The 13,314-nt window shown below is 40.9% G+C and carries 8 protein-coding genes; all 8 read right to left on the reverse strand.

Annotation, left to right across the window (positions count from 1 at the left end; all coding sequences use genetic code 11):
- Positions 1-52 precede the first annotated feature (52 nt).
- A complete protein-coding gene (locus GD631_RS05210) occupies positions 53-1,522 on the reverse strand; it encodes a glycoside hydrolase family 125 protein (RefSeq protein WP_143256664.1) in 1,470 nt (489 codons plus the stop codon).
- A gap of 38 nt (positions 1,523-1,560) precedes the next feature.
- Positions 1,561-2,721, reverse strand: a complete 1,161-nt coding sequence (locus GD631_RS05215; RefSeq protein ID WP_143256665.1) for a glycoside hydrolase family 76 protein — start codon at positions 2,719-2,721, stop codon at positions 1,561-1,563.
- Between the two features lie 22 nt (positions 2,722-2,743).
- Entirely contained in the window at positions 2,744-4,249 is a 1,506-nt protein-coding gene (locus tag GD631_RS05220) for a sulfatase family protein (RefSeq protein WP_143256666.1), read from the reverse strand.
- Between the two features lie 10 nt (positions 4,250-4,259).
- Positions 4,260-4,676, reverse strand: coding sequence for a sulfatase-like hydrolase/transferase (locus tag GD631_RS22410; RefSeq protein WP_143256667.1), 417 nt, complete (start codon positions 4,674-4,676; stop codon positions 4,260-4,262).
- Between the two features lie 43 nt (positions 4,677-4,719).
- The gene (locus GD631_RS05230; protein ID WP_143256668.1) at positions 4,720-6,228 is read right to left on the reverse strand and encodes a sulfatase family protein; all 1,509 of its coding nucleotides are present in this window, start codon (positions 6,226-6,228) and stop codon (positions 4,720-4,722) included.
- Positions 6,229-6,342: 114 nt separating this feature from the next.
- The gene (locus GD631_RS05235) at positions 6,343-8,010 is read right to left on the reverse strand and encodes a hypothetical protein (RefSeq protein ID WP_223225805.1); all 1,668 of its coding nucleotides are present in this window, start codon (positions 8,008-8,010) and stop codon (positions 6,343-6,345) included.
- A gap of 32 nt (positions 8,011-8,042) precedes the next feature.
- Positions 8,043-9,896: a RagB/SusD family nutrient uptake outer membrane protein gene (locus GD631_RS05240; RefSeq protein ID WP_143257071.1), complete on the reverse strand. Its 1,854-nt coding sequence runs from the start codon at positions 9,894-9,896 to the stop codon at positions 8,043-8,045.
- Between the two features lie 21 nt (positions 9,897-9,917).
- The gene (locus GD631_RS05245) at positions 9,918-13,073 is read right to left on the reverse strand and encodes a SusC/RagA family TonB-linked outer membrane protein (protein WP_143256670.1); all 3,156 of its coding nucleotides are present in this window, start codon (positions 13,071-13,073) and stop codon (positions 9,918-9,920) included.
- Positions 13,074-13,314 lie beyond the last annotated feature (241 nt).

Genomic DNA, 13,314 nt, shown 5'->3' on the forward strand with positions numbered 1-13,314 from the left:
GCGCATCTTCCGGTGGAAGAGCGCCCTGAATGAGAAGTTGCTTGAATCAGCTTTATTGAATACTGTTTAATAAATCCGTTTTTCCTTCATTGATTAACTTTAGAATAAGTTCGCCAAATAAGGTATTTTGCCATGCGAACCAAGCGCGGGTGAAATTATTAGGGTCATCTTTGTGAAAAGATTCATGCATAAAGCCTGTCCCTGCATCCGTATTGATCAGCATTTTTACACAATCCTTGATCTCCTGATCGTCCTGGCTGGTAAATGCTTTCATCATGATGCTCATCGGCCATACCATATCATAACCGATGTGAGGCCCGCCAATACCTTCTCCTGCTTTTCCCTTGAAGAAATAAGGGTTATCTTTGCTCCATACAAAACGGCGTGTATTTTGATAGATAGGATCGTTGATTTCTACATCACCAAGATAAGGCATTGCCAGCAAGCTTGGTACATTAGCGTCATCCATTAAGAAATGATTTCCGAAGCCATCTACTTCAAAGGCGTAAATTGTACCATATTTAGGGTGATTATAAGTCGCGTATTTTTTTAGTGCAGCTTCTACTTCTTTTGCCAGATCTGTGCATTCTTTTGCCAGTTCTGCATTTTGATTTACAGCATTTAGAATTTCAGCAGCTTTCTTTAGCGAAGAAACAGCGAAGAAATTGGAAGGGATAAGAAATTGCAAGGTTGTAGCATCGTCAGATGGGCGGAAAGCTGAAACAATAAGTCCGACAGGATTTACCGGAGCACCTAGGCCATTATTGTTCAATGTATCGAGTGCACGTTCTGTTTTGCGTTGAAATTTATAAGGCCCCACTCCTTCTTTGCGTTGCTGTTCCTTAAAAGTAGTCAGGATGTTGGTGATGGCTTGTATCCATTCACTGTCGAAAATACTTGCGTCACCGGTTTCTTTCCAATATTGGTAGGCCAGACGTAGTGGATAACATAGAGAATCTATTTCCCATTTTCTTTCATGTAATTCAGGTTTCATGTCGGTCAGGTCGGACATCCATTCCCCTCCGACAGCTCCGTCATTAAAAGCATTAGCGTATGGATCAATATTGATACATTTAAATTGTCTGCGGATTACTCCTTCAAGCATTTTCTTTAACTCCGGATCTCTATTGGCCAGTTGTACATAAGGCCAAACCTGTGCTCCCGAGTCGCGTAGCCACATGGCATGAATATCGCCTGTATAAACAAAAGTATCAGGCTTACCGTCTGTTGTACGATAATGGACCGTTGTTTCAAGGGTATTGGGAAAACAATTTTCGAACATCCATGCCAATTTTTGATTAGTAAGTAACTTTTTTACCCTGATAATTTCTGCTTCCACGGCTTTTGATGTAAAAAGACGTTTGCTTACAGGTGGACGGTTACTTTTATAAGCGGCAATTTCAGCTGCCTGATTGACTACATTGGTATGATCTTTAGCAAGAATAAGCTCTGTAGCGTTCGCATGACTTCCCATTAATAGGGTGGTTGTAATAATACATATTCCGATGTTTCTTTTCTTCATCTTTACAGTGTTTTTGAGAGGGTTATTAAAAGTGGTTATTATAAATTGATTCCGGCTAATCTGCCATACATTTCTACAAAAGCAGCTTGTGTCAAAAGCCATTTTTTCTCATTTTTATCTGCTCCGCTCCAATCTGTTTGGAAGAGTCCCCGTTCATCCCTGGCATATTGCCATGCATAATCAAGGCTTTTTTGGAAGTCGGCTAGATAGGTCTTATTATGATCAGTTTGATAAAGCTCTATAAATCCTCTTAGCATGACTGCTGTGAACCAGATATTTCCTTTTTTCAGTAATTGAAATGTTTGTCCGTTTGGAGAGGTGAAATGAGTGAAAAAGTGCTTGTGACATGCTTCGGCTATATTTTGAGCATCTTCCAAATAGTTTTTCTGTTTTGTTATTTGGTAGAGTAGGGCGGCAGCTTGCATCATTTGACCACTATTATAGGCGAATTTGGCACGCCCGATTTTCTTATTGAGTGCAATGTTGTCAAAGTATAAATGATCTTTTGGATCTTCTAAATTCTTTTTAGTCCATTCGTATAACTCTTTCCCTTGTTTCAGATAGATGCTGTCTTGAGTTGCCTGAAATAGCTTGAGAGCAAAAACGGCTCCAGGTGCATTTGAGCAAGTGTTTTTGGACTCTTTTTTTTGTTCACACCAGTAGATTCCTCCTCCAAGCACTTCGTCTTTACCGCTAAGAATAAACTCCCATATCAGTTCGGCTTTTTCCAGATAGGCTTGTTTTTTAGTCATACGATAAGAATCGGTAAAATCAATGCCTAGCCAAACGTTGTCATCATAAAAACGATCGGAGAGAGGTTGATTACTGATATAGGATGAGTAAGCGAATGGTTCTCTTCGTGTGTCGAAATACTCTTCCAATCCGGGGAGTACTTTATTTTCCAGAAGTTTCTTGTATTTTTTGTTTCCGGTGCTTTCCAGTAATGCGTTTACTGCAGAGAATGTACCCGAATATGGCCAAAGATAAGAATATTCATTATGCCTTTTTGCTTGTTCTTCTGACGCCAGATAAGTTGCTTTGGTGTTCTGGTCAGAAGGATAATTTTCGCGCAGCAAACAAGTATTGGGTGCTGCATAATATTTGTAGAGGGCATCCAAAGTTTGTTGGGCTCTTTCTGCGTTAGGACTGGTGGTTGATAGAGTCAATGCACAGAAAATGTTCACTAGTAAGTAATGCATGGTTTTGTTGTTTTATAAATGATTATTGCATAAAAATATTTACCTGTTCCCAAGCGTTCTCAGTGTCGTTTGTTACTGCTGCTCCTGGTGTAGAACGTCCTTCCTTCACATATTTCCTAATGAGTCGTGTCATCTTTTTTACTTCCTTCTCGTAACGTTTATCATGGATAATATTTTCTTTCTCCGAAGGATCTCTTTCAAGATCGAATAACTGCATTGGAGGTAACTTTGCTAAATCAGCAGGCTTATTGGGATATCCCCATCCGCCTGATCCTCCATAGAATACTAGCTTAAGCTGTGGTGTGCGTAGAGACAGATATCCTTTCCCTGATTCATAAATAAGATCCTTTCGGGTAGAAGTCCCTTCTTTACTTAATATAGGCCATATACTGTAGCTGTCTACAGCTTCCTCGGTTGTTAGTTTATGATTGATCATTTGTGCAAAGGTAGCATATAAATCGGTAAGAGAAACAAGGGAATTGTTTTTTTTGTTGGAAAATTTTCCTTTCCAAGATATAATTAGGGGAATTCTGTGTCCTCCTTCATATATATCTGTTTTATATCCTCTGTAAATATAACTAGGAAAATGTCCTTGCTTCTCCATTTCTTTAACACCGATATACGGAGCACAACCATTATCTGAAGTGAAGATAATGATAGTATTATCTAGTTGGTTGTTTTTCTTTAATGTTTCCACGATCTGTTGTACCATATCATCTATCATGACTACAAAATCTCCGTAAGCTCCTATCGTTGTTTTACCTTTATATTCATTTGCAGGTAATACCGGTGTATGAGGAGCTGTGATGGGCAAATACAAGAAAAAGGGTTTCTTGCTGTTTTTTTGTTTGCTGATATAGTTTATGCTGTGACGGATGATATTGGGCAGGCAATCTTGTGGATCAAAGTCAGCTCCTGCCACTCCCCCATGCATCAGTTTAAGTCCTTTTTGAGGTTCGATTATATGATTAGGAAGAGCAGTCACTTTGTTATTTTCTACATAGACATAAGGTGCTATGTCAAGAGAAGAAGGTATGCCGTAAAAATAGTCGAATCCCCTGTCTGTAGGACCATTTTTGATAGGGAGTGAAAAATCTACATCTTTTTTATTTTGGGCATTTTGAGGATATCCCCAGTCCCAGCCCAGATGCCATTTACCAATACAAGCAGTGTTATAACCATTTTCAGATAACATTTGGGCTATTGTTCGACGATCAGGGGTAATCATGGCAGGAGAGTATCCGTCAAGCACTCCTTCTTTTAATTTAGTACGCCATGGATATCTTCCGGTGAGAATGGAATATCGTGAAGGTGTTGACAAAGCGGAGGAGGAATGTGCATCCGTAAAAGTAATCCCATCTTGAGTCAGATTATCAATGTTGGGAGTGGAAATCTTAGATTCTGGGTTGAATGCTGAGATATCTCCATAACCTAAATCATCTGCTAATATAAATATTATATTGGGAGATTGGGCGTTGATGGCAGTTGTTGTAAATAATGCCGATGAGAGTGTTATTAATTTATTCATATAATTTTATTTAGTATGAGTGTAATATCTGGTCTAACCCCATGTCCTTAGGGGTTTCTAATAAAGGAAATTCCGGTAATATGCGCATAGGCACTGCAGGATCTCCCATATCCTTTTTGATAGGATTTGTTTCCTTAGAATCGTTTATCGTGTCGTAAAAATTGCCATCAGAATAGAGTTTATATTGTATATCCCTAAAAAAATATTTTGCATTTTTACTTCCGGAAGTACCGAATCTTACTCCTGTTTCCGAAAGTCTGTCAAGGTTTGGGAGTTGATAGGTACTACCGTAGCATCCTAAACATTCGCGCCCCATATCATCAGCTAAGATTAATACGATATTAGGTTGACTGTTGCCCGTTTGGGACATCAGAGCAGAAGGAAACATTGTGAGACATTCCCATAGGAGACAATTAATCGCTTTCATTCGTTAATATTTTGAGACATTAATATTTAAATTTTAATTCTACCTATTGCATGAAAATTTCGATTTGCTCCCAGCTATTGCCTGTATCATTCGCGCTCTTCTTTCCGGGTGTGGAACGTCCTTCTTCTACATACTTCCTGATTAGTTGTGTCATTTCTTCTACATTTTTCTTATAACGTTTGTCACCGATGAGATTCTTTGTTTCCGACGGATCTTTCTTCAGATCGAAAAGTTGCATACTAGGCAACTGGGCAAGTTCGGCAGGCTTGTTCGGATAACCCCATCCGCCTGAACCACCGTGGAATACTAGCTTCAATTTGGGAGTGCGCAGAGAAAGATATCCTTTGCCCGATGCATAAATAAGGTTCTTACGCGCAGACGTCCCTTTTTTGTTTAGTATTGGCCATATGCTATAACTATCCTCTGCTTCTTTATCCTTTAGCCGATAGTTCATCATTTGGGCAAAGGTAGCGTAAAAGTCGGCAAGTGAGACCAGTGATCCATTGATTTCGTTTGCGTATTTTCCCTTCCAGGATACGATGAGCGGTATACGGTGTCCACCTTCGTAAATATCATTTTTATAACCTCTGTAGATGTAACTTGGGTGATGTCCTTTCTCTTCCATTTCTTTAACACCTATATAAGGAGCGCATCCGTTATCCGATGTAAAGATGATGATGGTATTTTCCAGTTGGTTATTTTTCTTTAATGTTTCCACAATTTGTTGCACCATGTCATCTATCATGACTACGAAATCGCCATAATCTCCTATAATTGTTTGACCTTTATATTTCTCTGCCGGTAATACGGGCGTATGTGGTGCGGTGATGGGGAGATAGAGGAAGAACGGTTTCTGACTGTTGCGTTGTTTGTCGATATAATCCACGCTGTGGCGTATGATATTAGGCAGGCAGTCTTGCGGCTCAAAATCGGCGCCTGCTGCTCCGTTGCGTATCAGTTTGATTCCTTTCTGTGGACCGATGGTACGGTTGGGAAGAGCGGTCACTTTGTTGTTTTCTATATAAACGTGTGGAGCTGTGCCCAGCGATGCTGGTATGCCGTAGAAATAGCCAAATCCTCTCTCTGTAGGTCCGTTTTTGATGGGTTGTGAGAAGTCTACATCTTTTTGCTTTCTCTGACTATTTTGTATGTATGCCCAGTCCCAGCCAAGATGCCATTTCCCGATGCAGGCAGTGTTGTAGCCGTTTTCAGAAAACATTTGGGCAATTGTCCGGCGGTCGGGAGTAATCATGGCTGGAGAGAACCCATTCAGCACTCCACTTTTCATGGTTGTCCGCCAAGGATACCTTCCGGTGATAATGGAGTAGCGCGAGGGAGTGGAGAGTGCGGAAGATGAATGGGCATCCGTAAAGGAAATTCCGGAGTGTGTCAAGTTATCGATGTTCGGAGTATGGATTTTGGATTCCGGATTGAATGCCGAAATGTCCCCATAGCCTAAATCATCTGCTAATATAAATATCACATTGGGCGATTGCGCCTTTATGGCAGTTGCCGCAAGGAGTGCGGATGAGATTGTTATTAGTTTGTTCATCACTTTTGATTAGATCTTTTTGTGAATTCTATATCTTTATCAATTAGTCTATGTGAGTCCAATGAATTTTCAGAGTAATATAACGTGAAAAATCATTGAACTCACATTTGTGGTTTATTCTTGTACTATAACATTTATAGGACAGGTGAATCCATTCTCAAATTTGGGGGTTGCCGTGCCTGAGTTAGGCAGTGAATCGAATATGAAAGTGAATGTTCCCGCTTTATTTAATAAGGTACTTGCATCCGCATTGAAATCGACATACGATATGAAGTACTTTTCATTTAATTTTGGATCTTCAAAGAAATGAACGGTCTCATTACTTTTCTTGTTGGCTGTTCCAGCTCCAATTTTGGATTTGTTACCGGCTACTTTTACAACATCTGGTGTGTAGAATCCTCTAAACCAGTTGTTCTTACTGTCATCATGCGCTTTGAAGTTATAGCCTGTTGGTGCTGTAGCCCCTTCTGACTTGTATGTTGCAAACCAAATGCGCAAAGCAATATTACCTCCAAGTGCCTCTCCTTTGGTTAGAATTTTCGTTTGCTGGTTACTTTTGTATACCAATTCTCCTCGTACTGCTTTTACGGGATTACTTTCTGTAGGTTCCCAATCTTCATTGAAGGTCGGTATGTCAGTATCAGTAGTAAGGTTTGGATTGACAACAAATCCGGACACCGGATTTTCAGTAATTGTAAATTCAAAAGGCACCCATCCTGTTTCTCCTGTGACAGGATGTTTGGGAAAATACTGCACGATGTCATTACCGGCATCTGTATTTGCATACTTGATGTATATCTTATAGTTACCAGGCTTTTCGATATAAGACTTGGGCGTTGAAGCACTGATAGTCCAAGATGCGGATGACATGGGACGTGTGCGGTTTCCGCCATAGAGTATATCAGATGTGTTTTCGTCCCACATGCCTACAGAAATTGGTTTTGAGTTTGTCCCATGAAAGAATATGTCATTTTCTCCCCAAACGTGGCTTAGAGTGCCGTCTTTTAATGTAAAAGCTTCGGGGTATTGTTCGATGTTTTCTTGGGTGGGAGTAAATAAGGTAAGTGCTTTTACGCCATTTTCTTCGGTAAAACTGGGGCGAATGGCATTATTGGCAATCATAATGGAATTGTAACGTAGGTTAGCAACACAGTTGTATGTAAGTCCTGCAGTTTTGATTTCTGTGGAGGGACTGGACATTCGCGCATACCAAAATATTTGTTCGTTTTGTGCTCCGGGCACTGGAGCAGATTGATTTACCCAGTTAATTTCTCCACCGAGAAGAACAAAAGGTTTCTCACTGGTAGGAATGAGTTCACGTGCAGGACGTTGAGTGCCCTCAGCCCAAATTGGAATTGTTTTAGTGACAGTAGTGCCAATTTTTTCTCCATCTTCAAAAATATCAAATGAGATGGGTACCGACCCGTCTTGCGTTGGGGTTCCGCTTATTGGGAAATAAGCATATTGTTTATCTCCCTGAAAGGAGAGTTGTACCTCTCCGTCTTCTATTTTCAATCCGGTTTCGGATGACCGATCAACAAACTTGACGAGTAGTTTCCGACCAAACCCGTTGACGAACGGGATACCCAAGCGGTCACCCGGTTCGTTTTCATCACCAGCAAAAGCAGGGGTACCTTTAGCCAGGAATCCGTCTACATAAATGGTTGATTCTTGTACGTTCAACCCCTTTTCTTGTACAATATATTCCATTCCGGGGTGTTCGCAAGAGCAGAACAGACCTGAAATAAACAATATGGATAGTAATGCGGTAATCTTATTCATAATCATGTTTCCTTTCGTTTATATAACATTTGTTATCTTGCACCATAATTCTGTGTCAGCTTAGGATTGGAACGTATCTCTTGTGACGGAATAGGAAATAAGGTACAGTATTGGTCAATCTCAAATTTTTCGCTCTTCATATAGTAGTTGTTCACATTAGGAGAGCTGTTGGAAGTATAAGCATTATAGAAATTGGTGAAGTGTTGGTTCATTACTTCTACTGCTTTCCCTGAGCGTACGAGATCGAACCAGCGGTGTCCTTCGAACGCCAATTCCAATGTTCGTTCGTCATAGATTGCTTGGTAAACCTTTTCCGGAGTATCTAGAACCCATTCTTTATTAGAGTCTCCAGACGCAAGGTACGGAACAATACCAGCCCTTTCCCGTACAAGGTTGATTGTATTATTCAAAACGCTTTGTGACAGAACTCCGTCACTTATATGTGCTTCCGCTTCTGCCAATAACAGCAGTACGTCCGCAAAACGGAGAATATACCAATTGTCATCAGAATCATTTACTTTATATTCTGATGAACCCATGTATTTGCCGCACATCCACTGGTCGTCTGCGCTAAAGCCTTTGACAGAAGTCCGGAAAGAGGTACCAGTATAAGGGTCGTAAGGATATGCGACGTTTTGTGTATAATCTTTGTTCTCATTAACCGGAAGATAAGAAACACCGTCTGTGTCTAATTTGATATTACCATTGCTGATGCGTGTATCGGTGTAGATAACATCATCGAATTTGCGTACTTCGTATTGATAATCGGGATACATGGAATCCCATTTCTTTGCCATGTCCATAAAATATCCGGTCGGTGCGCATGCGCCATTTCCTTGATTTGAAATGGGAGATGGGATATATCCGTTTGAGTTGGCTTTATTGCGGGGTGCATAAGATGCGGGTGAGAAAAGAGTGTAGAACGGGCTGCCCAATCCTTCTGCCTGACCTGTTTTGTATTCCACTTCCCATATAGATTCGCTTGAATGTTTGTTTGTGGGCTTGAATAATTCACTGAAATTCGGGTACAATTCGTATCCTCCATTGTTTATCACATCTTCTAGATAATACTTGGCGGCTTCGTATTGCGTAGTGGTCGTTTCCGGATAAAATACGGTAATGTTTGGATTGGCAGATATATCTTTCCATGCTTCTACGTTGGGGTAAGCAGCTTCTGTGATGTCGTTCGGCATGGATAGAAGTACTTTTCCCAGTAAAGCTTCTGCCGCATATTTGTTAACTCTTCCTGTTGGAGTTTTCTCTCCGTTATTTGTTGAGCGATAAAGATTGTTAGATTCGATGGCGGTGGTCAAATCGGTGAGAATCCGTATATACACCTCTTCTGTTGATGCACGCAGATGACCTCTGGAATCGGTGTATTCTTGCGGGATATCCATAATGATGGGTACTCCGCCGTAAGCGCGAACTAAGTTGAAATAGAAAAGGGCACGTAGTACTTCGGCCTCTGCAATGTACTTCTGAACAGCTTCATCATTCCCGAAAAGTTCTTTTCCTTTTTCGATGACCGTGTTGGCTCTTATGATTCCTTTGTAGTGATGAGCCCAATAGTTTTGGTTTCCGCTGTTGTTGGCAGATATGGTAAATTTTTCAATTTCATGTCGGAAAGTATTGGCATAATAATTGGTCTGATTTGGGAATGCGACATCCGAACGCACATCACCGAAGAGATAGATGCTGGCCGAATACAGTCCGTTGTCTCTCAAAGAAGAGTAAGTTGAATACAATGCCGAACGTATATCATCGGGTGACTTGTAGAAATTCTTACCCGTTAAAGTGGTTTCCGGCTCAATGTCTAGAAAACCGGTACAAGCGGACATACAGGTAGTAACCAATGCCATTGTAAATATATTCTTCAAATTTTTCATATTCTTTTTCATGCTTTTGATTTATAATGTAACTTTCAGTCCCATGGTGAAATTTCTGGATAAAGGATATCCGGTACGGTCGATGCCCGGTGCGGTAGCCGAACGGAATGTGTTGGCTTCGGGGTTCATACCGGTATATTGGGTGAAAGTATGCAAGTTGTCGATATTGAAACTTAGTACTAATCCGTTTAAAAAGGTTTTTCGAAGCATTTTTTTGTCGAATGTGTACGAAAGCTGGATATTACGGATGGACAGATAAGAACCATCTTCGAGATATCGGTTGGTAAATTTGCTCATTTCCGTGGTTGGACGTACATCATTGGAGGTGTAAGTACGGTCTGCTAAACCATTACCCGGTGATTCGGGCGAACGCCATCTGTCTACTACTTTGATGGAAAGGTTGCTATTGTTGTTTCCGCGGAGTGTTTCACGTAATGTATAGTTGTAAATCTGATTTCCGTATTGTCCGTTCAACTGAAAACTAAATGAAAAGTTTTTGTATGAGAATGTGTTGACCATACCGGCATTGAAACGCGGATAAGGATTTCCTATAATAGTACGGTCATTGTCATCATAAAGTCCGTCACCGTTGAGATCATACCATTTACAGTCTCCCGGACGAACGTTCGGGTCGAAAGCCAGTCCCGAATAGGGGTCGTTCCGCAGTGCTTGAATCTCCTCCATTGACTGATAGATACCGCCGAATACATTTCCGTAGAACATACCTATCGGATAGCCTACTTTCGTGATGTTTGATTCTGCTACTCCATCAGTGATGGCTTCAGAATCGAGTCCTAGTGCCAATACCTTGTTTCGGTTGGCAGAGATGTTGAACGTAGTTGTCCATTTGAATTTGCCGGTCAGGTTGCGTGATACGATATTGAACTCGATACCCTTATTCTCAACGGAACCGACGTTTTGTAGCATACGTGAAACTCCTAAAGTGCTTGGAACGATTGTATTGAGAAGCATATCGGAGGTGATAGATTTGTATAAATCAAGTTGCATGAATATTCGGTTGTGGAAAAGCCCTATATCTATACCTAAGTTTGTCTGTTTGGACACTTCCCATTTCAAATCTGGATTAGCGATGTTCGATGGAGCCCAGCCACTTACAACAGAACCGTCTACTATATACGATTGCTGTGACATTTTGGTCTCATAGTTGTAGTCTCCGATAGCATTGTTGCCGGATAACCCGAAGCTACCTCGCAATTTGAGTTCACTAAGTACTTTCCTGAGTGGTTTCATGAACTTTTCTTCCGTCATGGCCCATCCTGCAGAAATGGAGGGGAAATAACCATATTTGTTGTTCTTTCCGAAGCGGCTTGAACCATCTGCACGGAATACTCCTTGAACCATATATTTTCTTTTGTAGTCGTAGGTCAGTCGGGCTATGTAGGATAGCATACGGTCTTCAGTCTTATTATAAGATCCTCCGTTGACTACACCTCCGTTGATGGAAGGGAGAGACTCTGTTGCAAAATGATAGGCGGATGTGTAGAGCTTGTTGAGCTGGTTGCTTTGTATAGTCATACCTCCTACGGCACTGATATTATGGTCTCCGAACTCTTTCTGATAGGTCAGTATGTTTTCGTTAATCCACATGAGCTTGCGGGTCATTGTGGTGGAAGCTTCAGAGTCAGTACGGTTTTTGCCAATGGAAGCCGGATACCATATTGAGTTTTCGGATGACATGATATCGATAGCCAATGATGGTTTGAACGTTAATCCCTTGGCCAACTTTAATTCGAAGTTAAGACCGCCAACAATGCGATTTTGACTCGTTTCGTTTTTGTATTCGTGAGCGATTCTGACTGGGTTGTCTTGATTGTCAGCCAATGGCGAATCGGTAAGAGTGGGGAATGCGCCGGTTTCGGGATCTCTTGAATCGGTTGCCTTAGTCGGTGCCAGGTTGTACTCTAATGTGGAGAAATATTCTCCATTCGGGAGTTTGACCGGGAAAAAGGGATACATGGAAATTGCGGTTCGGATTACGCTGTTCGAGCCTTCTCCACCTTCTCTGGTCTTTTTCTGGTTAATAAACGTAGGAGCAAAGTTGACAGTTACTTTGGCCCATTTATTTAATTCGATGTCGAAGTTGGAACGGAAAGCAAATCTTTTCATTCCGGTACATATCAGAATACCTTCCTGGTCGAAGTATTCTCCGGAGATTCGATAGCGCATATTTTTACTTCCTCCTGCGATAGACAGATTGTATTTCTGCTGAATGGCATTTTGGAAGATGGCATCTTGCCAGTCTGTGTTGAGGTTTTCGTCGAAAGGAAAATAATCCTGGCTCTGGTTTGTTGTGTAACGGAATCTTTCATTCAGATTCTTATCTTTATAATATTCCAGCAATTGGGCTGTGTTCATCAATTCAAACTTATGTTGTATTTGTGCTATGGTGGTTGCGGCATTGATAGTTACTGTCGGTTTGGCACTTTCACCGCGTTTGGTCGTGATAAGTATTACACCATTGGCACCACGCGAGCCATATACAGCGGTTGAGGCGGCATCTTTCAGAATCTGAATGTTGGATACATCATCAGGATTGACTGCTGACAGGCCGCCTTCCATCGGTATTCCGTCGACAATGTATAAAGGTTCCGAGCCAGCAGTAACGGTACCGATACCACGAACTTCTACATTAATATCACCACCGGGAGTTGCATCGGAAGTCTGTATACGAACTCCGGGCACTAAACCCGAGATGGTCTGTTCGATGGAAGAACCTACATATCCAGATAATTCTTCGGATTTGATGGAGGTCATGGCAGACGTTATTGTTCTTTTGGTCTGCGTTCCATAGCCAATGACTACAGTTTCATCCAACATATAGCCGTCTTCAATCATGACTACCTTAATAAGTTTCTTTGGATCTTTGATTGTGATCTCTTGTTTTTGAAATCCGATAAACGAAAATTCAAGAATTGGATTTTTACCTTTCGTTTGAATTTTGAAAGTGCCATCAATAGTAGTGGTGGTCCCATAATTGGAATTTTGGCAAAGGACATTCACGCCGGGTATAGGCTGTCCTTGCTCGTCAACAACAGTTCCTGTTGCAAATGTTCGGGCATTCTGGGCGTATGTATTTCCATCTGTATATGAAGAAACTGCAAATATGGAAAATACAATAATTAGGAAAAGAATGCGGATAGAAATAATATTTCTCATATAGTAATAAATTTAGTTATGCCACAAAAATACAATCAATATACTAATTTTTTATAGGATGTAAAGCCGCCAAAGAGAATTTGTAAAATAGTATAATATGTAATATGTTGAATAGTAGTTGTTTATGTGTAGTGGGCGATGGGGAAAATGTAATAGGTCTGTGAACTGTTTATAGTTGAGGAAGGTGTTGAATATGGAGATATCGGATTTTATATTCATTTTTACCATAACTACATAAATT

This window comes from Bacteroides luhongzhouii (assembly GCF_009193295.2).
Lineage (GTDB): Bacteria > Bacteroidota > Bacteroidia > Bacteroidales > Bacteroidaceae > Bacteroides > Bacteroides luhongzhouii.

Excerpts from the sequence above, each read along its gene's own strand:
- GD631_RS05245 (WP_143256670.1), bottom strand. The coding sequence starts at position 13,073 with ATGAGAAATATTATTTCTATCCGCATTCTTTTCCTAATTATTGTATTT.
- GD631_RS05210 (WP_143256664.1), bottom strand. The coding sequence starts at position 1,522 with ATGAAGAAAAGAAACATCGGAATATGTATTATTACAACCACCCTATTA.
- GD631_RS05235 (WP_223225805.1), bottom strand. The coding sequence starts at position 8,010 with ATGAATAAGATTACCGCATTACTATCCATATTGTTTATTTCAGGTCTG.
- GD631_RS05215 (WP_143256665.1), bottom strand. The coding sequence starts at position 2,721 with ATGCATTACTTACTAGTGAACATTTTCTGTGCATTGACTCTATCAACC.
- GD631_RS22410 (WP_143256667.1), bottom strand. The coding sequence starts at position 4,676 with ATGAAAGCGATTAATTGTCTCCTATGGGAATGTCTCACAATGTTTCCT.
- GD631_RS05230 (WP_143256668.1), bottom strand. The coding sequence starts at position 6,228 with ATGAACAAACTAATAACAATCTCATCCGCACTCCTTGCGGCAACTGCC.
- GD631_RS05240 (WP_143257071.1), bottom strand. The coding sequence starts at position 9,896 with ATGAAAAATTTGAAGAATATATTTACAATGGCATTGGTTACTACCTGT.
- GD631_RS05220 (WP_143256666.1), bottom strand. The coding sequence starts at position 4,249 with ATGAATAAATTAATAACACTCTCATCGGCATTATTTACAACAACTGCC.